This window comes from Bordetella sp. 15P40C-2, assembly GCF_009763235.1.
GTDB lineage: Bacteria > Pseudomonadota > Gammaproteobacteria > Burkholderiales > Burkholderiaceae_B > Bordetella_A.
The window spans coordinates 20,365-45,838 of record NZ_WSJA01000014.1 but is presented as its reverse complement, the minus strand read 5'-3'; the positions used below and the strand labels follow the sequence as shown (position 1 = coordinate 45,838).

The 25,474-nt window shown below is 61.6% G+C and carries 23 protein-coding genes; 15 read left to right on the top strand and 8 right to left on the bottom strand.

Annotation, left to right across the window (positions count from 1 at the left end; all coding sequences use genetic code 11):
* Positions 1–4: 4 nt before the first annotated feature.
* Together lpdA and GOQ25_RS05805 are read left to right on the top strand one after the other, a co-directional pair.
* Positions 5–1,846 (top strand): dihydrolipoyl dehydrogenase, encoded by a 1,842-nt coding sequence (lpdA, locus tag GOQ25_RS05810; protein ID WP_160349513.1) that lies wholly within the window; start codon positions 5–7, stop codon positions 1,844–1,846.
* A gap of 26 nt (positions 1,847–1,872) precedes the next feature.
* Positions 1,873–2,607, top strand: coding sequence for an IclR family transcriptional regulator (locus GOQ25_RS05805; protein WP_160349512.1), 735 nt, complete (start codon positions 1,873–1,875; stop codon positions 2,605–2,607).
* 29 nt (positions 2,608–2,636) lie between these two features.
* Here GOQ25_RS05805 and GOQ25_RS05800 read toward each other — a convergent pair whose 3' ends face one another.
* The 4 genes from GOQ25_RS05800 to GOQ25_RS05785 form a co-directional block, all read right to left on the bottom strand.
* Positions 2,637–3,803: an acyl-CoA dehydrogenase family protein gene (locus GOQ25_RS05800; RefSeq protein ID WP_160349511.1), complete on the bottom strand. Its 1,167-nt coding sequence runs from the start codon at positions 3,801–3,803 to the stop codon at positions 2,637–2,639.
* A complete protein-coding gene (locus GOQ25_RS05795) occupies positions 3,803–5,041 on the bottom strand; it encodes a CaiB/BaiF CoA-transferase family protein (protein ID WP_160349510.1) in 1,239 nt (412 codons plus the stop codon). Before GOQ25_RS05795 ends, GOQ25_RS05800 begins: the two co-directional genes overlap by 1 nt.
* On the bottom strand, positions 5,038–6,009 hold the full coding sequence (locus GOQ25_RS05790; RefSeq protein ID WP_202109339.1) for a tripartite tricarboxylate transporter substrate binding protein: 972 nt from the start codon (positions 6,007–6,009) through the stop codon (positions 5,038–5,040). Before GOQ25_RS05790 ends, GOQ25_RS05795 begins: the two co-directional genes overlap by 4 nt.
* An 89-nt stretch (positions 6,010–6,098) precedes the next feature.
* Positions 6,099–6,509 carry a cupin domain-containing protein gene (locus GOQ25_RS05785; RefSeq protein WP_160349509.1) on the bottom strand — a complete coding sequence of 137 codons (411 nt, stop codon included), beginning with the start codon at positions 6,507–6,509 and terminating at the stop codon, positions 6,099–6,101.
* A gap of 1,007 nt (positions 6,510–7,516) precedes the next feature.
* Between GOQ25_RS05785 and folC the strand changes: the two genes are divergently transcribed.
* From folC to GOQ25_RS05760, 5 genes are all read left to right on the top strand, one after another.
* Positions 7,517–8,824, top strand: a complete 1,308-nt coding sequence (gene folC, locus GOQ25_RS05780; RefSeq protein WP_160349508.1) for a bifunctional tetrahydrofolate synthase/dihydrofolate synthase — start codon at positions 7,517–7,519, stop codon at positions 8,822–8,824.
* 54 nt (positions 8,825–8,878) lie between these two features.
* The gene (locus GOQ25_RS05775) at positions 8,879–9,706 is read left to right on the top strand and encodes an SPOR domain-containing protein (RefSeq protein ID WP_160349507.1); all 828 of its coding nucleotides are present in this window, start codon (positions 8,879–8,881) and stop codon (positions 9,704–9,706) included.
* Complete coding sequence (locus GOQ25_RS05770; protein ID WP_160349506.1) at positions 9,703–10,191, top strand: CvpA family protein; 489 nt, start codon at positions 9,703–9,705, stop codon at positions 10,189–10,191. The genes GOQ25_RS05775 and GOQ25_RS05770 overlap by 4 nt, the downstream gene beginning before the upstream one ends.
* Positions 10,192–10,214: 23 nt before the next feature.
* Positions 10,215–11,738, top strand: coding sequence for an amidophosphoribosyltransferase (gene purF / locus GOQ25_RS05765; RefSeq protein WP_160349505.1), 1,524 nt, complete (start codon positions 10,215–10,217; stop codon positions 11,736–11,738).
* Between the two features lie 127 nt (positions 11,739–11,865).
* Positions 11,866–12,333 carry a disulfide bond formation protein B gene (locus tag GOQ25_RS05760; protein WP_160349504.1) on the top strand — a complete coding sequence of 156 codons (468 nt, stop codon included), beginning with the start codon at positions 11,866–11,868 and terminating at the stop codon, positions 12,331–12,333.
* Positions 12,334–12,446: 113 nt separating this feature from the next.
* Here GOQ25_RS05760 and GOQ25_RS05755 read toward each other — a convergent pair whose 3' ends face one another.
* Entirely contained in the window at positions 12,447–13,304 is an 858-nt protein-coding gene (locus tag GOQ25_RS05755) for a 23S rRNA (adenine(2030)-N(6))-methyltransferase RlmJ (protein WP_160349503.1), read from the bottom strand.
* Positions 13,305–13,319: 15 nt separating this feature from the next.
* Complete coding sequence (gene ugpQ, locus GOQ25_RS05750) at positions 13,320–14,066, bottom strand: glycerophosphodiester phosphodiesterase (protein ID WP_160349502.1); 747 nt, start codon at positions 14,064–14,066, stop codon at positions 13,320–13,322.
* 333 nt (positions 14,067–14,399) lie between these two features.
* Here ugpQ and GOQ25_RS05745 point away from each other — a divergent pair, with 333 nt between their 5' ends.
* The gene (locus GOQ25_RS05745; protein WP_160349501.1) at positions 14,400–16,370 is read left to right on the top strand and encodes a SurA N-terminal domain-containing protein; all 1,971 of its coding nucleotides are present in this window, start codon (positions 14,400–14,402) and stop codon (positions 16,368–16,370) included.
* Between the two features lie 15 nt (positions 16,371–16,385).
* On the opposite strand, the gene GOQ25_RS05740 is transcribed toward GOQ25_RS05745, so the two are convergent.
* Positions 16,386–17,054 (bottom strand): arylesterase, encoded by a 669-nt coding sequence (locus GOQ25_RS05740; RefSeq protein WP_160349500.1) that lies wholly within the window; start codon positions 17,052–17,054, stop codon positions 16,386–16,388.
* On the opposite strand from GOQ25_RS05740, the gene GOQ25_RS05735 reads away from it, so the two are divergent.
* Positions 17,053–17,724, top strand: coding sequence for an ABC transporter ATP-binding protein (locus GOQ25_RS05735; RefSeq protein WP_160349499.1), 672 nt, complete (start codon positions 17,053–17,055; stop codon positions 17,722–17,724). The two genes, GOQ25_RS05740 and GOQ25_RS05735, sit on opposite strands and share 2 nt — an antisense overlap.
* Before the next feature lie 97 nt (positions 17,725–17,821).
* Here GOQ25_RS05735 and GOQ25_RS05730 read toward each other — a convergent pair whose 3' ends face one another.
* Positions 17,822–18,799 carry a DMT family transporter gene (locus GOQ25_RS05730; RefSeq protein ID WP_160349498.1) on the bottom strand — a complete coding sequence of 326 codons (978 nt, stop codon included), beginning with the start codon at positions 18,797–18,799 and terminating at the stop codon, positions 17,822–17,824.
* 113 nt (positions 18,800–18,912) lie between these two features.
* Here GOQ25_RS05730 and GOQ25_RS05725 point away from each other — a divergent pair, with 113 nt between their 5' ends.
* The 6 genes from GOQ25_RS05725 (at position 18,913) to GOQ25_RS05700 (ending at position 25,472) form a co-directional block, all read left to right on the top strand.
* Positions 18,913–19,818 (top strand): LysR family transcriptional regulator, encoded by a 906-nt coding sequence (locus tag GOQ25_RS05725; protein ID WP_160349728.1) that lies wholly within the window; start codon positions 18,913–18,915, stop codon positions 19,816–19,818.
* A gap of 356 nt (positions 19,819–20,174) precedes the next feature.
* Positions 20,175–21,221, top strand: coding sequence for a TRAP transporter substrate-binding protein (locus tag GOQ25_RS05720; RefSeq protein ID WP_160349497.1), 1,047 nt, complete (start codon positions 20,175–20,177; stop codon positions 21,219–21,221).
* Positions 21,222–21,385: 164 nt separating this feature from the next.
* Positions 21,386–22,006 (top strand): TRAP transporter small permease subunit, encoded by a 621-nt coding sequence (locus GOQ25_RS05715; protein ID WP_160349496.1) that lies wholly within the window; start codon positions 21,386–21,388, stop codon positions 22,004–22,006.
* Positions 22,003–23,286 carry a TRAP transporter large permease gene (locus tag GOQ25_RS05710; RefSeq protein WP_160349495.1) on the top strand — a complete coding sequence of 428 codons (1,284 nt, stop codon included), beginning with the start codon at positions 22,003–22,005 and terminating at the stop codon, positions 23,284–23,286. The genes GOQ25_RS05715 and GOQ25_RS05710 overlap by 4 nt, the downstream gene beginning before the upstream one ends.
* 44 nt (positions 23,287–23,330) lie before the next feature.
* The gene (locus GOQ25_RS05705) at positions 23,331–24,020 is read left to right on the top strand and encodes a DUF2848 domain-containing protein (RefSeq protein WP_160349494.1); all 690 of its coding nucleotides are present in this window, start codon (positions 23,331–23,333) and stop codon (positions 24,018–24,020) included.
* A gap of 93 nt (positions 24,021–24,113) precedes the next feature.
* Positions 24,114–25,472 (top strand): amidase, encoded by a 1,359-nt coding sequence (locus GOQ25_RS05700; protein WP_160349493.1) that lies wholly within the window; start codon positions 24,114–24,116, stop codon positions 25,470–25,472.
* The last annotated feature ends 2 nt before the right edge of the window (positions 25,473–25,474 follow it).

Sequence of the window (25,474 nt, the reverse complement as noted above, 5' to 3'; positions counted from 1 at the left end):
CTTCATGAGCAATCTAGTGGATATCAAGGTGCCGGATATCGGTGACTTCAAGGAAGTGGAAGTCATTGAAGTGCTCGTCGCCGAAGGCGATACGATCGAGGCTGAACAAAGCCTGATCACGGTTGAATCCGACAAGGCCTCGATGGAGATCCCTGCCTCCGCCGGCGGCGTGGTCAAGTCGGTCAAGGTCAAGGTCGGCGACAAGGTCGGTGAAGGTGCGGTGATTCTGCAAGTCGAGGCCGAGGCTTCGGCTGGCAAGTCGGACGACAAGAGCGCTGCCGCTGGTAAGAATGCCGAATCGGACAAGTCGGCGGAGAAGGCCAAGGCCGCCGAAGGCGATAAAAAGGCTGATGGCGGCAAAGCATCCGCCAGCCAGCCATCGGGCGAGAAAGCCACCGCGGCTCCCGCCGCTGCCTCGTATTCCGGCTCGGCCGATCAAGAATGCGATGTGCTGGTCCTGGGCGCGGGCCCTGGCGGATACTCCGCTGCGTTCCGTGCGGCCGACCTCGGCTTGTCCGTTGTGCTGGTCGAACGCTACGACACGCTGGGCGGCGTGTGCCTGAATGTAGGCTGCATTCCGTCCAAGGCGCTGTTGCACAACGCCGCTGTGATTGACGAGGCTCGCGCCCTGGCTGCGCATGGCATCAGTTTCGGCGAACCCAAGATCGATCTGGACAAGCTGCGTGGCTACAAAGACAGCGTGGTCGCCAAGCTGACTGGTGGTTTGGCCGGCATGGCCAAGGCCCGCAAGGTCAAGGTCGTGACCGGCGTAGGCGAGTTCGCCGATCCGCATCATCTGTCGGTCAAGAGCGCCGATGGCAAGACTCAGACGATCCGTTTCAAGAACGCCATCATCGCCGCTGGCAGCCAGTCGGTGAAGCTGCCGTTCTTGCCCGACGATGCGCGTATCGTGGACTCCACTGGCGCACTGCAATTGCGCGAAGTCCCGAAAAAAATGCTGATCATCGGCGGCGGGATTATCGGCCTGGAAATGGGCACTGTGTATTCCACGCTGGGCGCACGCCTGGACGTGGTGGAAATGCAAGACGGCTTGATGCAGGGCGCCGATCGCGACCTCGTCAAAGTGTGGCAGAAGATGAATGCCCATCGCTTTGACAACATCATGCTCAAGACCAAGACCGTGGGCGCCGAGGCCAAGAAGGACGGCATCTACGTCACGTTCGAAGGCGAGGGCGCGCCGAAAGAGCCGCAGCGCTATGACCTGGTTCTGCAAGCGGTTGGCCGCAGCCCCAACGGCAAGAAGATCGCCGCTGACAAGGCGGGCATCGCGGTGACCGATCGCGGCTTTATCGAAGTCGACCGCCAGATGCGCACGAACGTCGAGCATATCTTTGCGATTGGCGACATCGTGGGTCAGCCTATGCTGGCGCACAAGGCCGTACACGAAGGTCACGTCGCTGCCGAAGCCGCCGCTGGCCAGAAGTCATTCTTCGACGCCCGTGTCATTCCGTCGGTGGCCTATACCGATCCGGAAGTGGCCTGGGTGGGTCTGACGGAAGACGAAGCCAAGAAGCAGGGCATCAAGGTCGAGAAGGGCCTGTTCCCGTGGGCCGCTTCAGGTCGTGCGATTGCCAACGGTCGCGACGAGGGCTTTACCAAGCTCTTGTTCGACGCCGAAACGCATCGCATCCTGGGCGGTGGCATCGTGGGCACGCATGCCGGCGATCTGATCAGCGAGATTGCGTTGGCGATCGAGATGGGCGCGGATATGGTGGATATCGCCAAGACCATCCATCCGCATCCCACGCTGGGCGAATCGGTGGGCATGGCCGCGGAAGTCGCCGAGGGCGTGTGCACCGACTTGCCACCCGTGCGCAAGAAGTAAGGCGGGCGTAGTCCGTCTGCCGTGCCATGAGCGTCAAGACCGCACTGCGCGTCATCGAGATCATAGAAACTTATGCTCGCGAGCGACGCGCATTGCCTTTATCGGAACTGGCGCGCCTGTTGGGCGTGCCGGTGTCCAGCTGTCTGGCGTTGATACGTACGCTGGTGGACTTAGGCTATCTCTACGAGACCGGCCGGCGTCAAGGCTATTACCCGACCGGCCGGCTGCTGGCGATGGCGCAACGCATTGCCGCGGCCGACCCGGTGCTAGACCGTGTGTATCCCACATTGCTGGAGCTGCGCGAGGCCACGCGCGAAACCATTGTGTTTGCCAAGCTCAGCACGGAAGGCAAGGTGGTCTACCTGGAAGTGCTCGACTCCCCCCACACGATCCGCTACGCGCCTGTGGCTGGCGAATTTCGTGAGGCGCACGCGAATTCATTAGGCAAAGCCTTGTTGTCCGTCATGGACCCCACAGCAAGGCACGCGTTGCTCAAGAGCTATCCGCTGACACGTTATAACGAACGCACGTTGACCACCATCAAAGCGATTGACGCGGATCTGACCGCGTCGCGCGAGCGTGGTTGGTTTATGAACCTGGGCGAATCGATCCCCGATGTATGTGCGCTGGCGTGGCCGCTGACCTTATCGGGCGAGACGTATGCGATTTCCGTGGGGGGACCGGTGTATCGCTTGGAACCCCGTCAGGAAGAGTGCGCCAGCGTGCTCAGGGCGGCATGCACTGCCCTTGAACAAGTCTGAGGGCAGTGGGTTCCCCGAGGCGTGGCCCGCTAATACGACTTTGGCAAGCCCAGCACTTTCTCCGCGATAAAGCACATGATCAACTGTGGGCTGACCGGTGCGATACGGGCGATATAGCTTTCCCGCAGCAATCTTTCGACTTGGTATTCCTTGGCATAACCCATGCCGCCTAAGGTCAGAATCGCCGTCTGGCAGGCGTTATGCCCAGCCTCGGCCGCCAGGTACTTTGCCGTATTGGCAAATGGCCCGCAAGGCAAGCCAGCGTCATACAGGCTGGCCGCTTTGAATACCATCAGATTCGCGGCCTCGAGTTGCATCCAGGCCTGCGCCAGCGGATGTTGTATGCCTTGGTTCTGACCAATGGGCCGGCCGAACACCGTGCGTTCGCCCGCATATTTGACCGCCCGATCCAGCGCCGCGCGTCCGATGCCCACCGCCTCCGCCGCGATCAGGATCCGTTCGGGGTTCATACCATGCAGGATGTACTCAAAGCCCCGCCCTTCCTCGCCGATGCGATCGGCCACAGGGATACGCAAGCCATCAATAAACAGCATGTTCGAGTCGACCGCGTGGCGCCCCATCTTCTCGATCTCGCGCACTTCAATGCGCTCGCGGTCCAGATCGGTGTAGAACAGCGATAGCCCTTGCGTGGGCTTGGACACCTCGGACAGGGGCGTCGTTCGCGCGAGCAACAGCATCTTTTGCGCCACCTGCGCCGTCGAAATCCAGATTTTGCGGCCGTGCACGATGTACTCGTCACCTTGACGTTGCGCGCGGGTCGATAGCTTGGTGGTGTCCAATCCCGCGTCGGGTTCAGTGACAGCAAAGCAGGCTTTCTCTTGTCCGGCGATCAACGGCTTGAGCCACCGATGCCGCTGCTCGTCCGAGCCAAACACCACGACGGGGTTAAGCCCGAAGATATTCATGTGTACCGCCGAGGCCCCGGAAAATCCCGCTCCCGAAGCGGCGATCGTCTGCATCATCAGCGCCGCCTCCGTCATTCCCAGCCCCGCGCCGCCAAGTTCCTCCGGCATGGCTATGCCCAGCCAACCATCACGCGCTAAATCGGCGTGCAGCTCATGCGGGAAGCCTCCATCTCGATCGCGTTCCCGCCAATAGTCGTCGGGATAACGGGCACAGATACGTTCAATGGCATCACGCAAGGCGAGCTGATCAGTCGAAAACTCGAAGTCCATCAAATGCTTCCTTTGTTGAGCGAGATATCGGCGGTGGCGCGTGCCGCGATCAATGCATCGATCTCCGCGTCCGTGCAGCCGGCCTCGCGCAGAATCTCTCTGCTGTGTTCTCCCAGGCGGGGAGCCGGGCGACGAATAGAGGTGGGCGTTCCGGTATATCGCCCCAGCGGTGCGGGCGTGCGTAGGTGCCCCTCACTCGGATGCTGCTGTTCGCAGATAAACCCGGTCGCGCGCAGGTGCGGATCCTCGATAAGGTCATCCACGGAATACAGCCGCGCAGAGGGGATATCGGCTTGTGCTAAATCCGCCAGCCATTCGGCGCTGGAACGGGTTCGCATGACCTCGGCCACAAAGGCATAGGCTTCATCGATGTGCTGCGCCCGGGCGGTGTGATTGCAAAAGCGGGGATCTTGCGCCAGCTCGGGACGGCCAATCAGCTTGAAGAAACTGCGCCAATGTTTGTCGTTGTAGATCAACAGGCAGATATAGCCGTCCGACGTCGCATACGGTCGTCGATGCGCCGCCAGCAGCCGGGCATAGCCAGTGCTGCCCAGCGGCGGCTCAAACGTCGCGCCGCCCAGATGATCGCCCAAGACCAGATGCGCCATGCCCTCGAACATGGGTATCTCGACGGACTGTCCCTCGCCGCGTTGCCGCGCATGCAGCACCGCTGACACCATCGCGATGGCCACATGCAGGCCGACGGCACGATCGGCCAGCGTCAAGGGCGCATAGCGCGGTACATCTCCGCTTTGCTGCTGGATCAGATGCGCAATCCCGGTTTGCCCTTGAATCAGGTCGTCATACGCGGGCCGCCCGGCGTAGGGGCCGGCCTCGCTGAATCCGTACGCGCCGACATACACCAGGCGCGGGTTGCGCGCGCGGACCGCCTCATAGGACAATCCCAAGCGCGCCATGGCCTGAGGCCTGATGTTGTAGAGCAGCACATCGCAGCTCTGCGCCAAGCGCAAACAAGCCTCACGCCCCGCCTCGTTTTTTAGATCCAGCACGATGGATCGCTTGTTGCGATTCAAGTGTAGATACAGATGCCCCATGCCGGGATGCCGCATGGGGCCGACGGCCCGCATATTGTCGCCATCGGGGGACTCGACCTTGATGATGTCAGCACCCAGATCCCCCAACACCTGCGTGGCATACGGGCCCATCACGACGGAACTCAGGTCCAGTATGCGTATGCCGGCCAGGGGTCCGTGGCCGGTAGAAGCGAGTTGAGTCATTGTGCCTGTATGCCTGCGTCTTTAATCAAATTGCCCCACAAGTCGCGTTGTTCACTGACGAACTCCGCAAAGCTCTCCGGGGTCCCGCTAAAGGCGTCAAACCCTAGCTGGGCCAGGCGTTTTTTCGTCTCCGGATTTGCGACGATCTGATTGATCGCCGCGTTCAGCTTGCTCACGACCTCAGGCGGCAGGCCCGCCGGTCCAAAGTAGCCGTTCCAGGAATTAAGGTCGAAATTCTCCACGCCGGCTTCTTTCATCGACGGCAAATCAGGAACAATATCGCTGCGTTGCGCGGTCGATACTGCCAACGCCCGCAACTGACCCGACTGCACAAAGGGCAAGCCCGACGCCAGGTCGGTAAACATCATGTCCACCTGCCCGCCGACCAAGTCTGTCAGGGCCTGAGGCGTGCCTTTGTAGGGCACATGCAACAAGTCGATGTCAGCGCGTCGCGCCAAGGTTGCTCCAGCAACGATCCCGGTGCTGTTGCCACTGGCATACGAGACCTTGCCCGGATTCTTGCGGGCATACTCGATCAGCTCTTCAACACTCTTATAGGGCTGCTTGGGATTGGTGACGAGGATGAAAGGCAAGTTGCCGCCACGCGCGATGGGCGTGAAATCCTTGACGGGGTCGTAGGACACGCTCTTCATGAGGAAAGGCGCTGCCGAATGCGAGGTGTTGGTCGTCACAAACAAGGTGTACCCGTCGGGCTTGGCACGCGCCACATACTGCGCAGCGATGGTGGCGTTGGCGCCGGGCTTGTTCTCGACTACGACCTGTTGCCCCAGGATGTTGCCCAGTTCGGCGGCGAAGATGCGTCCCACTGCATCGGTGCCGGACCCTGCGGGGAAGGGCACGATGAGGCTGACGGGTTTATCGGGATAAGCCGCCTGAACCGGCGGGGCGGCTAATGAGACGATGGCGGCACTGCAAAGCATCGCGGCGCGTAGGGTGCGTAAAAGCATGGTTGTCTCCTTTTGCGGGACGGCTCTGGCGTGGCCGTTTGGAAATCGTGTCAACGGACAGGGGCTGCTCTCGGGGTGGCCGCGCACGCTTACGGTGGTGGTGCGCGACCGGGAAATTCGCGGATGACTCTTTCTGGGGATTCTTCGTAGGGGGGCGAATAGATCACCAGCAGGCGCGCGGGGGTGTCGCTGGTGACGGTAAAGACGTGTGGAATGTCAGGGGGGAAATAGCAACAGTCGCCAGCGACCATGTCGGCGACCTCATCGCCGACTTGCGCACGCGCGGTGCCCTCAAGCAGATAACAGACTTGTTCGATACCGGGATGGGCGTGGGGCAGGGCGCCTTGGCCTTTCTCGATGACGCCTAACAGGACTTCCACGTTCTTCGCGCCGACGTTTGCGGGGCCGATTAGGCGTCGGTTCAGGGTGCCTGTGTGATTCGCCGGGTGGTAGCCGGGGACATCTTGCTGGCGGATTAGCCAGCGGGGTGGTTGGGTCATCCTGGGGGTTCCTGAATTTATGTGTATGAAAAGTATTTCATGGATATGAAAGATGGCGCAAGGGGGGCTGGGTGTGTGCGGGGTTGTTGTTCTTGTACGAGGCGGGTGTTGATGCTTGGGAGGCGTCGATCTTTGGGGCTGGCGTCGATGCTTGTGGCGTCGATGGGGGGCAGTGACGGCGTCGGGGCTTCACGTGGTCGGTCCGGCGCGCGGGCGCCGGACACCGCATCGCTCGTCTCGTCCGCGCCTTCGCGCTCCCTTCGACGTCCGCTCGCTCGACCACGAGGCGCCCCGACGCCGTCACTGCCCCCCATCGACTCGCAGCGTCTCGAATTGCGCGGTCGCTGGGACGGGCGTCTTGCTTAGGCTTCGTGGCACGGAAAGAGTTGGGAGGAAGGTCTTGCAGGGCCGCGAGTAGCGGGCGCCCAGCGCGCCCGCTACTCGCATTCGTGCTCCGAATAGCTATCGATTCACATACCGATGCAGATGCCGATGCGATGCCAATGCCGATACGGATACCGGTACCCCTATCGGTACGGAGGCTGACACCGTTACTGATGTCGCCCATCCCGCGCTGGCATCTCCGATAGCGTAAATCGGGTGTGCAGGGCACCCGATTTACGCAGCCCCGCAAAATCTTCCAACGGTCGCCAGCGTCACGCCAAAACGCCAAGAACCCCTCTCTCCCCCAAGACGTTCCGGCTTTCTAAACCGCCAGTCGGAGCGGGGTGTGCGGGCCGTGGGGGCGCCTCGAGGTCGAGCGAGCGGAAGTCGAAGGGAGCGCGAAGGCGCGGACGAGACGAGCGACGCGGTGTCCGGCGCCCGCGCGCCGGACCGACCTCGTGAAGCCCCCACGGCCCGCACACCCCGCTCCGACGAACAGAAGAACAACGCGAACAACCTACGCAAATACACCGATAACCCTCCACAACCCTAGGGGTTATCCCTCGTACAACCTCCGCAGACTGCTAAACTCCCACGTCTAAGCAAATTTCAGATACCCCGTCATGTCAGCCCCCCATCCCGACGCCGCCACACCGTTGCCAGAGTGGCTGCAGTACCTCGAGTCCATCCATAGCAAAACGATCGACCTGGGATTGGATCGGGTCAAGCAGGTCGCTGACCGGCTGGATCTGAAAATCGACGCCGTCAAATTCATCGTCGGCGGCACCAATGGCAAGGGTTCGACCTGTGCCATGCTAGAGGCCATCCTGCTAGCCGCCGGCTATCGCGTAGGCCTCTACACCTCGCCGCATCTCATCGACTTCAACGAACGCGCACGCATCAATGGCGAAATTGCCTCCGATGCCGCGCTGACCGAGCAGTTCGCCGCGATCGAAGCCGCACGCGGCGACACCACGCTGACCTATTTCGAATTCACCACGTTGGCGATTTTGCGACTCTTTTCGCAATCGTCTCTCGATGCAGTGGTTCTGGAGGTCGGCCTGGGCGGCCGCCTGGACGCCGTCAACATCATCGATGCCGATTGCGCCATCATCACCAGCGTGGACCTGGATCACACGGATTATCTGGGCGATACCCGCGAGAAAATCGGCTGGGAAAAGGCCCACATTTTCCGCAGCGGCCGTCCGGCGATCTGCAGCGATCCGCAGCCCCCGCAAACCTTGATCGACTACGCAAACGAGATCGGTGCCGAGCTGTGGCAATTCGGTAAAGACTTCAACTATTCCGGCGACCGGCAGCAATGGGCTTACGGTGGCCGCGCACAACGGCGCAACGCGCTGGCCTATCCCGCATTACGTGGCGCGAATCAGCTACTGAATGCGTCGGCTGCGCTGGCCGCATTGGAAGCCGTGCGAGACAAATTGTCCGTCCCGCAACAAGCCGTGCGCGTTGGGCTCTTGCAAGCCTCCGTGCCGGGTCGGTTCCAGATTCTGCCTGGCCAGCCGGTCATCATCCTTGACGTCGCACATAACCCCCACGCCGCAGCCGTCCTGGCCCAAAACCTCGACAATATGGGCTTTCACCCCTACACACATGCCGTCGTAGGGATGCTTAATGACAAGGATGTAGACGGAGTGCTTGCCAAGCTGCGTGGCCGCATCGATCACTGGTACTGCGCAGGTTTGCCCGGCCCACGCGGTAGCTCCGGCGAAGATTTCGCTCGTCACGTCACCACCGCGCTCGAAGACGGCCCTGCTGGCGCCGAGGCGCCGTCGGTCCAAGCCTACCCCGACCCGGCCGCCGCGTTCGCCGCAGCCCGCGAGCGGGCGGGCGAGGGTGATAGAATCGTGGTGTTTGGCTCGTTTCTCACCGTTGCCGCGGTTTTGCAGGCATTGGGTCGCAAAGTTTAAGGTTTACGGCAGTCGAGGCGGTGTCCTCGAACAGGTCGCAAGGAATTCCTGCCCATGGGATTGTTCACTCGCAAAGATTCCGCCTCTGAGGCATCGCGTGCCAGACCGCGTCCATCGGTCTCCAGCGAGGCCCAGGCGGCGGAACTCCGTGGGCGTGCGCGTCGCCGGCTGGCTGGCGCCGTCGTGCTCGTGCTGGCCGCCGTCATCGTGCTGCCCATGGTCCTGGACTCCGAGCCCGTACCGGTGGCGGCTGATATCCCGATCCGCATGCCCGAGCGCAATACGCCGTACCAACCGCAGATCTCCGCGCCCACCTCCGTCGCGGATGCAGGCAGCGGTGTCGTAGGCGCGACCCCCGGTGCCACCGGCAGCCAACCCGGCGCCACCACGCCGGGCGAAGTCACCGCCCAACAGCAGCCGCCGGAACCGCCCGCGGTAACGATACCGCCCGCTGCGCCCACGCCACCGGCCCAGCAGCCGCAGCCGCCCGCGAAACCGCCCGCTCCGCCACCGGCCAAGCCATCCGCGCCGCCGGCGCCGAGCAAGCCCACGGCGCGCGATGACGACGGCGCCCGCGCGCTGGCGTTGCTTGAGGGCCGTGCGCCTACCGACGTGCCGTCGCAACCCGCACCCAAGCCCGCCGCGAAAGGCAACTTTGTCCTGCAGATCGCATCGTATGGGGCCCAGGCAGACGCGCAGTCGCGTCGTTCCAAGCTTCATCAAGCCGGCGTGACCAACGCCTTTGTCGAGCCCGCGACCATCGGGGGGAAACAGCAATATCGTCTGCGCGTGGGGCCATTCCCGTCGCGCGAGGCCGCACAGGCTGCCCAGGCTCGTTTACGCACCCTGGGTTATGACAACGGCTTTATTGCTAGCCAGTGACCGGTTTCGATTTCGTCGTCTTGGCCATCCTGGCAGTCTCCGGGCTGCTGGGGTTAGTGCGCGGCCTGCTCAAGGAAGTCCTCTCTCTGATGGCGTTTCTGCTGGCCTTTGTCGCCGCCATCTGGTGGGGGCCCACGGTGTATGGATGGCTCGAGGCCTACGTCGAAACCGCCATGCTGCGCATGGGCATAGCGTATGCGGCGGTATTTATTTTGGTGCTGCTCGGCGTGGGCTTGGTCAATATGACCCTGGCCGCTCTGATTCGTACCACGGGATTAACGCCCGCAGATCACGGCCTGGGTGCGGTATTTGGCCTGGCGCGCGGGTTGTTATTTGTATTGGTATTGGTGGCGTTGGGCGGCTATACGCCGCTGCCGCAAGAGCCCTGGTGGCAAAACGCCATGTTTTCGCATTCGGCCACCGAGGCCGTCAGGCATATCAAGTTGTGGCTGCCCCCGTCGTTGGCGACGTGGGTGCCCTACTAAGTTTCGTTTAACGGGAAATCACCATGTGTGGAATCATCGGGGTCATTGGGCGCGGGCCGGTCAACCAGCTGCTCTATGACGGTTTGTTGCTGCTGCAGCATCGTGGCCAGGACGCGGCGGGGATCGCCACCTCGTCCCAAGGCAGACACTTCAACATGTTCAAGGCCCATGGCCTGGTGCGTGACGTATTCCGCACGCGCAACATGCGGTCGCTGCCGGGTAACAGCGGTATCGGGCACGTGCGCTACCCCACGGCGGGTTCCAGCGTCAGCGAAGAAGAATCCCAGCCGTTCTACGTGAATGCGCCTTTCGGCATCACCTTTGCCCATAACGGCAACCTGACCAACTGGCGCGAACTGCGCGAGTCGCTCTATCGCGTCGATCGCCGTCACATCAACACGAATTCGGATTCCGAAGTTCTGTTGAATGTGCTGGCGCACGAGTTGCAATCGGCAGCCAATGGGGTGTCGCTCGACGATGACACGATGTTCAAGGCGGTTGCCGCCGTGCATAAGCGCGTGCGCGGTGCGTACGCGGTCGTCGCGCAGATCGCCGGCTACGGGATGCTCGCGTTCCGCGATCCGAATGGCATTCGTCCGCTTTGTATCGGCCGTCAGGATACCGAGCAGGGTCCGGAATGGATGGTCGCCTCGGAATCCGTGGCGCTCGAAGGCAGCGGCTTCGCGTTTGTGCGCGATGTCGAGCCGGGCGAGGCCGTGTTCGTCGATCTGGACGGGCGCATGATCAGCCGTCAGTGTGCCGACAACCCGCAACTGGTGCCGTGTATTTTCGAATACGTGTATTTCGCGCGTCCCGATTCCATGATCAACGGTGTGTCGGTGTACGACGCTCGCTTGCGCATGGGCGAATACTTGGCCGATAAAGTCGCGCGCAATATGCGCCTGGGTGACATCGACGTGGTCATGCCTATCCCGGATTCCTCGCGTCCGGCCGCGATGCAGCTGGCTGCGCGCCTGAACCTGGACTATCGCGAAGGTCTGATCAAGAACCGCTACGTGGGTCGCACGTTCATCATGCCGGGGCAAGCCGTGCGCCGGAAATCGGTGCGCCAGAAGCTCAACGCCATCGGCAGCGAATTCAAGGGCAAAAACGTGCTGCTGGTCGATGACTCCATCGTCCGTGGCACCACCAGCCGCGAAATCGTCGACATGGCGCGCGCCGCTGGGGCCAATAAGGTGTTCTTCGCCTCGGCCGCGCCTCCCGTGCGTTTCCCCAACGTCTACGGCATCGATATGCCCACGCAGAGCGAGCTGATCGCAACCGGCCGTTCCGACGAGGAAATCGCGCGCACCATCGGCGCCGATGGCTTGGTCTATCAGGATCTGCGCGATATGGAACAGGCTGTGACCGACATCAATCCGGCGTTGACGCGTTTCGAGTCATCGTGCTTTGATGGCCAATACGTCACGGGCGACATTACCGCGGAATACCTCGAACGTCTGGGGCAGTCGCGTGGCGGCTCCAGCGACGAGGAGTCCACCGGTGGTTTGCAGTTCAATATGGGATATGTAGCAAACGACGGTTGATCTTGCGCGGCACATGTCCGGCTGGTCTCGTACCGGGTGAACATGTGGTAGCTTAATGTGGTTTGTAAACTGGCCGGGCTGCAATGTAGTCCGGCTATTTTTTAACGGTTTGATCAGGTTAAGCTACATGGAACAATCCCGCCGCCTCTTATGGTTGATCGCATTACTGTGCTTTGGCGCCGTGGGCGCTGCCTTGGTGTCGCAGCATGTCTTCGATATGCCGCCGTGCGCATGGTGTGTGTTCCAACGGCTGCTGTATCTGGTAATCGGCGTGCTGGCACTCTTAGGGGCAAATATCCGCGCGCTCACGCGGCTGTGCGCGACCCTAGGGCTGCTGTTGAGTGCGGGCGGGATCGCGGCGGCTTGGTATCAGTATGACGTGGCCGCGCACATGTTTTCGTGCGATATGACCTTCGCCGATCAATTCATGAGCGCATCGGGTCTGGATGGGGCTGCACCCTGGCTATTCGGTATTTATGCCAGCTGCATGGATGCCATGGTCGAGATCCTGGGCGTGGAATATGCCCTGTGGAGCCTGGCGTTGTTCGCCATTTTACTCGCGATGAATTTGATCGCGATGTTGCGGCGCGATTAAATCGGGCGGCCGTGGGCGTGCATATTGCACGCCACCCCTGACGTTGATCGAGGTCGGCTTCGCGCGCGTGAGCGTTGCTCTTGCGCGCGGCGCGAAACCGGTTGCCCGCGACCTTAGTCGGCGCGTTGCTTCAACGTGAAGGCCGCGCGCTCGTCCTGAGCAAGTAGCTTCGTCAGAAAAGGCATGGCTTCTTTCAACGCCGCGTGCAAGGTCCAGGGCGGATTGACGATGAACATGCCGCTGCCGTGCAGACCGAAACCTTCGGAAGCCGGCTTTTTCACCGTCAATGAGACGTTCAGCCAGTTCTTGATCTGCAGGTTTTCCAGACCGCGCACCATATCGGTGGCTTCCCGTCGCTGCACCAACGGATACCAAACCGCGTAGGTCCCCGTGGCAAACCGCTTGATGCCTTCCTTCACCGCGGTGAGCGTACGCCGGTAATCCTGTTTGTCTTCGTACGAGGGATCGATCAACACCATGCCACGCCGTGTCGGCGGCGGCAGCAGTGCCTTCATCCCCTCGAAACCGTCGGTCGCATAGATCGTCGTCTGGCGCAGATTCACGCGATCGAGCTTATCGAGATTGCCCGCCAAGATGCCCGATTCCGTCGGGTGCATCTCGAACAAGCGCAGGCGATCTCGATCGCGCAGCGCATCGAGCGTCAGCCATGGCGATCCAGGGTAGTGACGAAGACGGCCGTTCGGGTTGTACCGTTCGATCTCTCGCACATAGTCGGCCAGCAGCGCCGGCAGGTCCTCGCGGCCCCACAGGCGGCCAATACCATCCTCGAATTCGGCGTTCTTGCTGGCCCATTCGCCGTCCAGCGCGTAAAGGCCGGCGCCCGCATGGGTATCGATCACCCAGTAAGGTGCGTCCTTGCGGTTGAAGTAATCCAGCATCTGGACCAGCACGGCGTGTTTGAGCACGTCGGCGTGGTTACCGGCATGGAAGGCGTGTCGATAACTAAACAAAATGGAATCCTAAGGTCACGCAGTAGGGGAAATACGGGCGAGTTCGTCGGTGAAGATCGCGTCCATGCCCCAGGATAGCAGCAGGGCAGCGCGCTCGGGGTCATTCACCGTCCAGGCGGCGATCCGGTAACCCGCGGCGTGCACATCGTTGATCAGCGCTTGCGTGGCATCGCGTTGATTGATGTTGAGCGCCACGCACTCGTACTTGGCGAGTTTTTCGCGCCAATCCGCCGGGACTTCCTCGACTAGCAACGCGCGCGGCAATTCGGGCGCGGCGGCCTGTGCGGCAGCAAGCGATTCCTCGGAAAACGACGAAAGCAGGGGGGGCACGACAGCGCCTTGCCAGAGATTGCGCGCCGCCAGGGCGATGGCGGTACCCGTTTCAGCCTCGCGGCCCGTGGTGGGCTTGATCTCGACGTTGCAGGCGATCTGATTGGCGATCGCGTAACGCGCCACCGCCTGAAAACTCGCCACCGGCTCGCCGACATAGGCGGGTGAATGCCAGCCGCCAGCATCCAAGAGCGCCAGCTCGGTAAAGCTGCGATCGCCGGCCAGACCCTTGCCGTCCGTGGTGCGATCCAGATCGTCATCGTGCAGCAGAAACGCGATGTCGTCACGGCTGAGCTTCACGTCGAATTCGACCATGCGGAATCCATGATCGCGGCCAACGCGCATGGCGGCCAATGTGTTTTCCGGCGCCAGACGGCCGCCGCCGCGGTGCGCGATATGAGTAGGATAGGGCCAGTTTTGGGAGGTGGACATAACAGTAACGATACGAAAACAAGACCAAATCACGGTCGAGGGTAAAAGCATAACCCTTCATTGTTTATCGGACCGGCTTTCCGGCAAATTAACTGTGTCTGCTTTTCCAACCCCGGCGCGTTAGCTTTCGGGCCGCCAGTGTGCGATCCAGCCAGCGTTATGCGATGGGGCCCTTGGGGGAGCCGCGCGCCCCAGTGATGAATTTCAGGCCGACAATGGTAAACTCCGGCGGCTAAACCAGCGCGGTTTAGTCGTGGCAAAGGCGAATCGGTTCGCCTTTTTTTACCGTGGCGTTCGTCTGTCCGAGGCGCCGCGTGGGGCAACAAGGATTCCATGTTCGAACTAATACGCAGTCACCGTCGTTGGATGCAGGTCATCCTGCTGATTCTGATCGTGCCGTCGTTTTTCCTGGTCGGCATACAGGGCTATGACAGCTTCATGAGCAGTGAGCCCGAGCTGGCCAGCGTTGGCGATCAGCCCATCACGCAGGGCGAGTTCGACATCGCGCTACGCAATCAGCTCGAGCAATATCGTCAGACTTTGGGCTCGCGCTATGACCCCGCGATGCTGGACACGCCCGCGATGCGCGAGCAGCTGCTCAACGATTTGATCGACCGTCGTCTGCTGGCCCAGGTCGCGCAAGCCGAGCGCTTTTCGGTTTCGGACACCACGCTGCGCGATACGATCGCGTCCATCCCGGCCGTGCAGGACAATGGCCGTTTTTCCGCCGAGCGCTACCGCCAGGTGCTCGCTGCACAAGGCATGACGCCCGCGCAGTTCGAGGCAGGCCTGCGTGGTGATCTGGCGATCAACCTTGTTCTGCAGCCCGTCATTCAATCCGGCTTGGCGCCCGCCGAAGTCGTGGCCTCGCTCGAGTCGGCGCTGACGCAAGAGCGTACGATCCAGCTGCGCCGGTTCCCGGCGGCCGACTATCGTGCTCAAGTGTCGGTCACGCCCGAGGAAATCAAGGCCTGGTACGACTCGCATCAACAAGAACTGACCATCCCTGAACAGGTGACTGCGCAGTACCTGGTGCTGGACGAGCCCGCGGCCTCGAAAGACGTGCAAGTCAGCGATGCCGATATCGCGGGCTATTACGAGCAGAACAAATCGCGCTTTGGTCAGCCCGAGCGCCGTCGCGCCAGCCACATCCTGATTCAAGTCCCCGCCAACGCGAGTGACAGCGATCGTCAGGCCGCGCGCGCCAAGGCCGAATCCTTGGCCCAACAAGCTGCCGCCAATCCGGCCGAGTTCGACAAGCTCGCGAAAGAAAACTCGCAAGACGCTGGCTCCGCTCAAAAGGGCGGCGACTTGGGTTGGCTGGGCGCCGGCATGCTGACCGGCTCGCTGGGCGAGGCGGTATTCAGCCTGAATAAGGATCAAATCTCCGGCGTGATCGAAAGCCCCTCGGGCTATCACGTGTTCAAGGTCACCGAGATTCAGCCGGCCGCCACCAAGCCACTGGCCGAAGTGCGTGACCAGATCGTCGCGGAAATCCGTAAACAGATCGCTGCCAATCGCTTTGCCGAAATGGCGACCAAGCTGACCGAGATCGTTTACGACCAGCGCGATAGCCTGCAGCCCGCCGCCGATGCCTTGGGTCTGAAGACGCGCACCGCCAGCGGCATCACCCGCAAGGGTCTGCTGTCTGCTGACGACACCACCGGCGAGAGCCCGGCCTCCGCTGGCGAAGATGCCGCGCTGCTGGACAATCCTCGCGTACGTGAAGCCCTGTTCAGCCCCGAATCCCTGCGCGAAAAACTCAACTCTGGCGTGATCGAGCTGTCGTCCGACAAGTTGTTGGTGGTACGCGTCGAGAACGTTGAGCCCCAGCACGTCGCGCCCCTGGAAAAGGCCGAGGCCACCATCCGTGAACGCCTGATCGAGGAACGTGCCGCCGAGGCAGCTCGCAAGGCAGGCGAGGACGCCCTCAAGACTTGGTCCGCCGACGCGGCTAGCCTGCCCGAGGGCTTTGGCGAAAGCATTGTGGTGTCGCGCCAGCAGGCTTCCCAGCTGCCTCCTTCGGTGCTGCAGACCGCCATGCGCTTGCCCGCCCAGAAGCTGCCGGCCTATGCCGGCGTGGAAGAAGGCAACGACTTCGTCGTGATTCGTCTGGACAAGGTCGAGCCGGGCAAGACCGACGCTTCCGCCAACGAGCTGCTGGCCCGTCAGCTAGGCAGCACCTGGGGCGAGGCCGAGGCTGCCGCTGTCCTCAAACAGCTGCGCGAGCAGTACAAGGTCCAGATCTTGCCGGCCGCGCAGCAGGCGATCCAGGGCGCGGAATCGTCCGAGAACGCAGGATAATTCACAGACCTACGACTAGCGTTTTGACGCTTGGGTCGTCTCCAGTATGGGCCGCAATGCGGCCCATACGTTTTCTAGCAGCGCCGGTTGGGCTTGCTCGTTAGGGTGTATCCCATCCGCTTGGAACTGTTCGCGGTCCGTCGCGATGCCATCGAGCAGGAACGGCGCCAAGCTCACATCCTCCGCTTTGGCAATCGTTGGAAAGAGCGCGGCAAAGCGCTGGGTGTAATCCCGCCCATAGTTAGGCGGGATTTGCATGCCCACGAGCAACACCTGCGCGCCGGCCTCGCGCGCGCGCTGCGTCATCCCGCGCAGATTCTGTTCGGTCATCTGTAGCGACAGCCCGCGCAACGCATCATTCGAACCCAGCTCGATGATCACAACCGCGGGATGCTCGCGTTCCAGCAGCGCTGGAAGCCGCGACAGACCACCGCTGGTGGTATCGCCACTGATGCTGGCATTCACCACACGGTAATTCGGGTATTGTTCGGCAATGCGCTGCGATAGCAACGCCACCCAGCCCGATCCGCGCTGCAAACCGTATTCGGCCGACAAACTGTCGCCCACCGCCAATATGGCGCGGGGCTCGGAACTCGGTGACGCCGAGGGTGTCTGAGCGAAGGCGGCCGTGGCAAAGCAGAACGCACTGACGAACAAGCACAGCAGTTTGGGATACACACGCATGGATAACAAAGTCTCGATTGAGGTTTCAGGGCTGGGCAAGCAGGTGTCGGATGCCGGCGGCACGCTTTCTATCCTGCAGGATATCGACTTTACGGTCGCAGCGGGAAGTGCGTTGGCCATTACGGGCAGCTCGGGGTCCGGCAAGTCCACCTTGCTGGGACTCATGGCGGGGCTGGATGTTCCCTCGACAGGAACGGTGCGCATTGCCGGGCAGGATCTGTTCTCCCTGGACGAAGACGGCCGCGCACAGCTACGAGCTCGCCATGTGGGCTTTGTGTTCCAGTCTTTCCAGCTGCTGCCGAATCTGACCGCGCTCGAAAACGTCATGCTGCCATTGGAGCTCGCCGGGTCATCCGCCCGCGCGGCCGCCGAGGCCATGTTGCGGCGCGTAGGCTTGAGCGAACGCCTGCATCATTATCCGCGGACCTTATCCGGCGGCGAGCAGCAACGCGTGTCGCTGGCGCGCGCCTTTGTCGTGCAGCCGGATCTCTTGTTCGCGGATGAGCCTACGGGCAGCCTGGACGCGGCAACGGGTGAGACGGTCGTGGACCTGATGTTCGATTTGCACCGTGAGCACGGCACGACGCTGGTGTTGGTCACCCATGATGCTCAACTCGCGGCGCGCTGCGGCCGCCAGCTGATTCTTTCGGCCGGGCGCATGGTCGATTGAGGTGCAATGAGCCCGAGGCGTGCGCCTACGGGCTGAAAAAACGCATCGGCGCTGTCAGCGTTTCCATCCCATTAAAGCCCGCCGTTGACGGGCGTGCTCAGGCGTTCTTGGCCTCGCGCGCCAACGCAGCAGTCGTTTTCTGACTGCGGCGCCACTCGATCAGCCCGATCACAATCCCGCTGGCGCAGATGATCGCGATACCGAGCCACGTCAAGGCATCCGGGAAATGCCCCCAGAACAGCCAGCCCACCGTCGTCGCGCTGACGATTTGCAGATACACAAAAGGCGCGAGCATCGAGGCCGGGGCATTTCGGTAGGCGCCGATCTGCAACAGATGACCCAGCGCCCCGGTAAACCCGGTGGATATCAGCAAAATCCAATTCGCCGTGCTCAGCTCACGCAGTGCAGGCAGGGCGGGCGGCAAAATGAAAGGCAGCATCAATGTCAGCGCGATCGCACCGACCGCGCCGCTCCAGATCAGCGACGTGTACGGATCGTCGCCCGCCACGCGCCGGGTCGCGATGAACTGCGCGGCAAAGCAGCATGCGGTCAGCAGACCGAAGACCACGCCCATGAAGGGCAGACCACTATCAGGGCGGATGATGATGAGCACGCCGCCAAAGCCTACCGCTGCGGCCACCCAGCGCGACATGCGAGGCGGTTCCTTCAATACCCATGGCGCCAGCGCCAGCACCAGTAAAGGCGCCAGAAAGTTAATCGCGGTCGCTTCGGCCTGCGGCATATAGCTGAGCGCCTTGAAAAACACCACCGTGGCACACAGCATCGCGCCGCCGCGAACCAGCTGTTCCTTGGGGCGCGTGGCTCGCAAAATCTTGACCCCGCGCGAGGGCAATACCAGCCCCAGCACCAGCACCAGGTGAACCAGATAGCGCACCCAGCATAAAACCCACAGCGGCACTCCGGCGCCCATGACCCATTTGCCGCTGGCGTCCAGACATGACAAGGTCCATGCCGACAATATCAGCAGCGCGATGCCAATCACAGGGCGCGTCGCAGGCGGACGCGGCGCGGATGTCGTAGCGGCCGGGACAGCTCCGGCGACGGCCCGATGCATGAAATACTCCTCCGTTCAGGCGCTCGGCAAAGCCAAGCCGGCGCGGGGCCGGCTCGATCAACGCGACATGATACGCCTATTCTCTGGCGGGACAGCGGGCTATGATGCTCACTATGCTCGATCTGCGCAACATAGAAACGTTTTTCTGGGTAGCCACGCTCGGCAGCTTTCGCGCGGCGGCCGAAAAGCTCAACACCACACAACCTGCCATCTCGCAGCGCATTGCCTCGCTCGAGGGCGATCTCGGCGTGCGGCTGTTCGAGCGCGACGCGCGTGGGGTCACGCTGACGGGCAAAGGCCAAGAGCTCGTCTCGCATGCCGAGCGGATGCTGCAATTACGCAGCGACATGCTGCGCGCGGCGCGCGAGCAAAACGTCATGCGCGGGCCCTTGCGTCTGGGTGTGGCGGAGACCATTGTTCAAACTTGGCTCCCAAGGTTGATCGAACACGTACACGCCGCGTATCCGGCCCTGGTGCTGCAGATCGAGGTCGACACCTCATCGGTACTGCGCAACCATCTGACCGCGCGGCAGATCGATCTGGCCTTTTTGATGGGGCCGATCTTGGAGCCACGGTTCGAAAACCTGCCCCTGTGTTCCTATCCCTTGGCCTGGGTCGCGAGCCCACGTTTGTCGTTGGGACCCGAGCCGCTCACACTGACACAGATCGGCACCTTGCCGGTTATTACCTATCCCTCCAGCAGCCGCCCCTATCAGATGGTGCGCGACATGTTGACCCGCGCCGGCGTGCGCGCGCCCCGCATGTATGGCAGCGCGTCGTTGTCCATGGTGGTGCGCATGACCATGGATTGCATCGGCACCAGTGTCATCGCGCCGGTGTTCCTGGACGAGGAATTGGCCAGCGGACAGCTCCAGATTTTGAACGTGCAGGCGGATCCCTTACCCGACCTGGCCTTTACCGCGACCTGGATTCAAGGCCCGGACAGTCATATCGCGCGCACCATCGCCTTGTTGGCGCAACAGGCGGCTGCGGGCACGCTTGCCCCTGCAGACAGCTAAAAACAAGCGATTGTCCTTTCGTAGTCACCTAGGGGTTTCCCTAGGATTCGCCTCAGTCTAAATGAAGTGTAGGGCCTAAGATTGGTCCGATATTGGCAGCACCACTGCCTGGAAACCCGCGTCGTTACTGGATTTTGCCGATATCCTGATTTCGGAGCCGAGGGGGTATAAATAATCTTTATGTCTGTGCATCGCAACTTACGATTGGACAAGGTTTTGCCCAAACGGTGGAATGCGCAGCATGGCAGGACTGATCGCAGAACGCTGTTTCTGCACCAGCCACATCGTCTATCCCAGCGCGTCAATCGGGTAACGGGGCCCGACGCGCGTCGAATCCCGCCTGCAAGGAGAGCTCCATGAAAAAGCTGTTAATCACCGCAACCAGCGCTGTCGCGCTGTTGGGCACCGCCGTCCACGCCCAGGATCTGCCGAAGACCCATTTGAAAGTCGTCGGTGGCCTGAGCAACCTGACCGCCTACAACGACTACGAAAAGCCGTTCTGGACCAAGACAGTCCCCGAGCTCTCCAAAGGGCAGGTGACGGCCGACATCAAGGGCTTTAACGAAATGGGGCTCAAGGGTCCGGAACTGCTGCGCCTGATGTCGCAAGGCGTGATCGAATTCGGTACCGCTACGCTGTCGTACTTCGCCAGCGACAATCCCATTAACGAAGCCATCGACCTGGCCGGCCTTGCGCCGGACGCGAAAACCGCTCGCGCCGTCACCGACGCGTTCGAGCCCGTCTACGCCAAGGTGTATGGCGATGGCGCCAACGTCAAGCTGCTGGGCATTTCCACCTATCCCGGTCAAGTGCTGTTCTGCAACGCTGACATCAAGAGCCTGGCCGACCTGAAGAGCAAAAAGATCCGCACCAGCAGCCGCACCACGGCCGAATTCGTGCAGGCGCTCGGCGGCTCCAGCGTCACCATGGCGTTCGGCGAAGTCGTACCGGCACTGCAAAACAAAGTCGTCGATTGCGCGATCACCGGTTCGCTGTCGGGATATTCGGCCAAATGGTACGAGGTTGCCACGCACCTGTACGCCTTGCCCATCAACTGGAACCAGCAGATTCACGCTGTGAACCAAAAGGCATGGGACAAGCTCGATCCGAAGGTGCAGCAGTTCCTGCAAGAGAACGTGGACAAGATGGTCGATGACATCTGGGCCGCTGCCGCGCGTCAAACGCAGGAAGGCTACGACTGCAATACGGGTTCCGATGCTTGCCCGTACCCTGTGAAGGGCAAGATGGTTCTGGTTGAGCCCACCGCAGAGGACCGCGTGTTGCTCAAGAAAGTGCTGAATGAAGCCGTGTTGCCGAAATGGGCCGCGCGCTGCTCGGCGCAATGCGTGGAAGACTTCAACGCCACCATTGGTAAAGAGTTGGGCGTCGTCGCCAAGAAGTAAACGTGTGACGTGACGGGCGCCACCTCGCTGGCCGCAATGGCCCGGCGTCCGTCATTTAAGCCATTTCTACAGCGTGGCCGCAACCACGCTGGTTTCTCCATCGCAGTCCAGATGCTGTGCTCGGCGGCTCCGCTCCACCCAGCGCATCATCGCGGAGGCACCCTATGACCTCATATGAAAACTTCCGGACGTTGGGCAAGCTATTGCGCTGCGCAGAGTCCTTCTCGCGTGCCGCCGTATGGGCGGGCGGCGCGCTCATCCTCGCCAGCGTACTGCTGATTTCTTTCGATGTGCTGGCGCGTAAATTCTTTGGCTTCACCACGGGTGGTGCCGATGAATTGTCCAGCTATGCGTTTGCGATCAGCACTGCCTGGTCGTTGGCGTTCGCGACGCTGCAACGCGCCAACGTCCGCGTGGATGTGCTCTATCAATATTTCCCCGTACGCGTATCGGCCTTGCTCGACTGGATCGCATTGGTCGCACTTGGCGTGTTCATGGTGTACCTCTCTTATTACGCCATGGAAATGGTCCAAATGTCCTGGGACAGTAGTTCCGCAGCCAACACTCCCTTAGCCACGCCGTTGTGGATTCCGCAAGGCCTGTGGTGGCTCGGTCTGGTGTGGATGTGCGTCACCGTCGCGCTGATGCTGGTGCGCGCGTCGCTGGCACTGGTCACCGGAGATCTTCAATTGGTTAAAGCCATCTGCGGCGTGCGTTCATCGCAAGAAGAAGCCGAAGAGGAAGCCGCCGCTGGCGAGCGTTTGGTTAAGGGGAGTGCAGAATGATCGCCACCGCTCTGATACTGCTGTTGGTGCTCATCGGGATCTCAATCCCGGTGGGCGCTGCGTTGGGTTTGCTGGGGTTGATTCTTGACCCCCTCTATTCCATGTTGCCGCTCACGCGCGCCATGGGGGAAGTGTCGTGGAGCACGAACAACGAATTCCTCATGGTCGCCATTCCGCTCTTCATCATGTTGGGCGAAGTGTTGTTGCGCTCTGGTCTGGCCGAACGCATGTATAGCGCCATGAGCCTGTGGCTGTCGTGGCTGCCGGGCGGACTGATGCACGCCAACATCGGCGCATCCACCTTGTTTTCCGCGACCTCAGGCTCCAGCGTGGCCACGGCCGCAACGGTGGGCACGGTCGCGATCCCGCAAATCAAGAAGTATGGCTATAACGAGCCATTGTTTCTCGGCAGCCTTGCCGCGGGGGGCACGTTGGGAATCTTGATTCCGCCATCCATCAATCTCGTGATTTATGGGGTATTGACCAACTCGTCGGTGCCGAAACTGTATCTGGCCGGCATCATCCCGGGCTTCGGTCTCGCGTTGCTGTTCATGTTGACGGTGATTATCGGCTGCATGATCAAGCCCAGCTGGGGTGGTCGCAAGATCCAGGCATCCTGGGGCCAGCGTTTGGTCAGCCTGGTACATCTGGCGCCGCCAATGGGGATCTTTTTCCTGGTAGTGGGCTCAATCTACGCCGGCTTGGCCACGCCCACCGAAGCCGCCGCATTGGGTGTGCTGGGAGCCTTGGTCCTGGCAGCATGTTTCCGCCGTTTGACGTGGACCATGTTGCGCGAGTCCATCGAGGGCACGATGAAGTCCACGGCCATGATCATGTTAATCGTGATCGCCGCGAGCTTTCTGAACTTCGTGATGTCGGCAACGGGGCTGACCGACGCGCTCACCCAATCGATTACGGGTCTGGGCTTGTCTCCCGGATGGATGTTGCTGATCGTCGTGATCTTCTATTTGATCCTGGGCTGCTTTATGGAAACGCTGTCCATGATGATCACGACGATTCCCATCGTGGCTCCCATCATGATTGCCATGGGCTACGACCCGATCTGGCTGGGCATCGTCATCATTGTGCTGGTCGAGGCCGCCTTGATCACGCCGCCCGTCGGATTGAATCTGTTTGTCGTACAGAGCCTGCGCAAGAGCGGCAACATGACCGCAGTCATCCTTGGCAGTCTGCCGTTCGTCGCCGCGATGTTCGTATTGTTGGCGTTGCTGGCGTTCTTCCCAGATCTCGCGCTGTGGATGCCGCGCGTATTTGGCTAAACACGCCACTCGTTGAATCGTAAAAAATTTAAGCAGGAACTATTATGAAAGCCGTATTCCAAGTCCAGCCCGTCGACGGGCGCGAACTGCAACAGCTCGAAGTCGATATCCGCAATCTGGTCGTCGCCGGCTGGGCCGGTCGTGACATGGCCGCTATCGAACACCATATCGAAGAACTCGCCGCCATCGGCGTGCCGCGTCCGAGCAGTGTGCCGCTGTACTACCGTATCGCGGATAATCAGCTCACGCAGGCCGATCGTATCCAAGTCGTGGGCGATGCTTCGTCGGGCGAGATCGAAACCTTTGTGTTTGCCGTGGATGGTGAACTCTACGTCGGCATCGCGTCGGACCATACCGATCGCAAACTCGAAGCGCACAGCGTGGCCTTGTCCAAACAGGTTTGCGCCAAGCCCGTCGGTACGACCGCCTGGCGTCTGGCGGACGTGGCCGAGTACTGGGACGAACTCGTGATCCGTTCGATCATCGTCGAAAACGGCGCGGAAGTCTTGTACCAAGAAGGCACGCTGGATTCGCTGCGCACGCCGCAAGAACTGATCGCGGGCTATACCAACGGCACGGCCTTGCCCGACGGTACGGGCATGACTTGCGGTACGGTTGGCGCGATTGGCGGTATCCGTGCGTCCACGACGTTTATCATGGAACTCTACGATCCGCGTCGTCAGCGCTCGTTGCGTCACCGCTACGAAGTCGAGATTCTGCCCGAAGTCGCTTAAGTCAATATTCGTGCTGGTTTGCATGTGCGCGTGGGTTTGTCGCGCGCCGTGTAAACCACGAAGTCTCCGCCGCCGTGGCGGAATGAGGACATTATGCTTCCTACCTTGCATGACACCGCCGCCGCCTTGCAACAAGGGCGCGTCACCTCGGCCGAGTTAACCGAAGCCGCACTTGCGCGCGCTGCCGACCCGGCAGGAGAGGGCGCTCGCGTTTACACCCGCGTTTACGCCGAACAGGCCCGGGCAGCCGCCCGCGCCTCCGATACGTTGCGCGCCGCCGGGCTGGCGCGTTCGCCCATTGATGGTCTGCCGATCTCGATCAAGGACTTGTTCGATGTCGCAGGCGAGACGACCATGGCGGGGTCCGTCGCGCGCGAAGGCGAACCCGCGGCCGACGAACACGCGGTCGTGGTGCAGCGTTTACTTGCCGCCGGTGCGGTCATTATTGGCCGCACCAATATGGTCGAGTTCGCGTATTCCGGCCTGGGTATCAATCCGCACTATGGCACCCCGCGCAATCCTTGGGACCGCACAACCGGGCGCATTCCCGGCGGCTCGTCCTCCGGCGCTGGCGTGTCTGTGACCGACGGCATGGCCCTGGGCGCGATTGGGTCAGACACGGGGGGGTCCGTGCGCATTCCCGCCGCGCTTTGCGGTCTGACGGGTTTCAAACCAAGCGCCTGGCGTGTGTCGATGGCGGGTGTGTTGCCCTTGTCCACGAACCTGGATTCGATCGGCCCCATCGCGGCGACGGTGCGTTGTTGCGCCACGCTTGACGCGATTTTGGCCGGTGATGAAATTGGCGCGACCGAGCCCGTGTGGCATGCGGCATCGCTGCGCGGACTGCGGTTCGCCGTACCGACCACGGTGGTGCTTGACGGCATGGACGAGACCGTTTCCGCCACGTTCTCGGCTACCTTGGACAAGCTCGCCCAAGCCGGCGCGCTGATCGAAGAAATCGAAATCCCCGAGTTCGCACAGCTGGCTCAGATCAACGCCAAAGGCGGCTTTACCGCGGCCGAAGCCTGGGCATGGCATCGTGACCTGCTCGCCCGCGCCGGCGATCGCTATGACCCACGCGTGGGCTCGCGCATCCGTCGCGGCGAGGCCATGTCCGCCGCCGACTATCTGGATCTGCTCCAAGCGCGTGAAGCCTGGGTGGCCGCCGTCGATCATCGCATCGCCGGCTACGACGCCATGCTGATGCCTACTGTGCCCGTCGTGGCGCCCACCATCGCCGAGGTCACGGCCAGCGACGAAGCCTACTACGCCGCCAATGGCCTTATCCTGCGTAATCCCACATTCATCAATTTCCTGGATGGTTGCGCACTTTCCGTACCCTGCCATGCCGAGGGCAGCGCGCCCGTAGGCCTCATGATCGCGGGAGCGAACGGCGCGGATGCACGTATTCTGTCCATCGGAATGGGTGTCGAAGATTTGCTGCGTGGTTAAAC

Coding starts and splice junctions, on each gene's coding strand:
- GOQ25_RS05720 (WP_160349497.1), top strand. CDS start 20,175: ATGAAAAAGCTGTTAATCACCGCAACCAGCGCTGTCGCGCTGTTGGGC.
- GOQ25_RS05745 (WP_160349501.1), top strand. CDS start 14,400: ATGTTCGAACTAATACGCAGTCACCGTCGTTGGATGCAGGTCATCCTG.
- ugpQ (WP_160349502.1), bottom strand. CDS start 14,066: ATGTCCACCTCCCAAAACTGGCCCTATCCTACTCATATCGCGCACCGC.
- GOQ25_RS05700 (WP_160349493.1), top strand. CDS start 24,114: ATGCTTCCTACCTTGCATGACACCGCCGCCGCCTTGCAACAAGGGCGC.
- GOQ25_RS05760 (WP_160349504.1), top strand. CDS start 11,866: ATGGAACAATCCCGCCGCCTCTTATGGTTGATCGCATTACTGTGCTTT.
- GOQ25_RS05790 (WP_202109339.1), bottom strand. CDS start 6,009: ATGCTTTTACGCACCCTACGCGCCGCGATGCTTTGCAGTGCCGCCATC.
- GOQ25_RS05795 (WP_160349510.1), bottom strand. CDS start 5,041: ATGACTCAACTCGCTTCTACCGGCCACGGACCCCTGGCCGGCATACGC.
- GOQ25_RS05705 (WP_160349494.1), top strand. CDS start 23,331: ATGAAAGCCGTATTCCAAGTCCAGCCCGTCGACGGGCGCGAACTGCAA.
- GOQ25_RS05710 (WP_160349495.1), top strand. CDS start 22,003: ATGATCGCCACCGCTCTGATACTGCTGTTGGTGCTCATCGGGATCTCA.
- folC (WP_160349508.1), top strand. CDS start 7,517: ATGTCAGCCCCCCATCCCGACGCCGCCACACCGTTGCCAGAGTGGCTG.
- GOQ25_RS05735 (WP_160349499.1), top strand. CDS start 17,053: ATGGATAACAAAGTCTCGATTGAGGTTTCAGGGCTGGGCAAGCAGGTG.
- GOQ25_RS05740 (WP_160349500.1), bottom strand. CDS start 17,054: ATGCGTGTGTATCCCAAACTGCTGTGCTTGTTCGTCAGTGCGTTCTGC.
- GOQ25_RS05800 (WP_160349511.1), bottom strand. CDS start 3,803: ATGGACTTCGAGTTTTCGACTGATCAGCTCGCCTTGCGTGATGCCATT.
- GOQ25_RS05725 (WP_160349728.1), top strand. CDS start 18,913: ATGCTCGATCTGCGCAACATAGAAACGTTTTTCTGGGTAGCCACGCTC.
- GOQ25_RS05715 (WP_160349496.1), top strand. CDS start 21,386: ATGACCTCATATGAAAACTTCCGGACGTTGGGCAAGCTATTGCGCTGC.
- GOQ25_RS05730 (WP_160349498.1), bottom strand. CDS start 18,799: ATGCATCGGGCCGTCGCCGGAGCTGTCCCGGCCGCTACGACATCCGCG.
- GOQ25_RS05775 (WP_160349507.1), top strand. CDS start 8,879: ATGGGATTGTTCACTCGCAAAGATTCCGCCTCTGAGGCATCGCGTGCC.
- GOQ25_RS05785 (WP_160349509.1), bottom strand. CDS start 6,509: ATGACCCAACCACCCCGCTGGCTAATCCGCCAGCAAGATGTCCCCGGC.
- purF (WP_160349505.1), top strand. CDS start 10,215: ATGTGTGGAATCATCGGGGTCATTGGGCGCGGGCCGGTCAACCAGCTG.
- lpdA (WP_160349513.1), top strand. CDS start 5: ATGAGCAATCTAGTGGATATCAAGGTGCCGGATATCGGTGACTTCAAG.
- GOQ25_RS05805 (WP_160349512.1), top strand. CDS start 1,873: ATGAGCGTCAAGACCGCACTGCGCGTCATCGAGATCATAGAAACTTAT.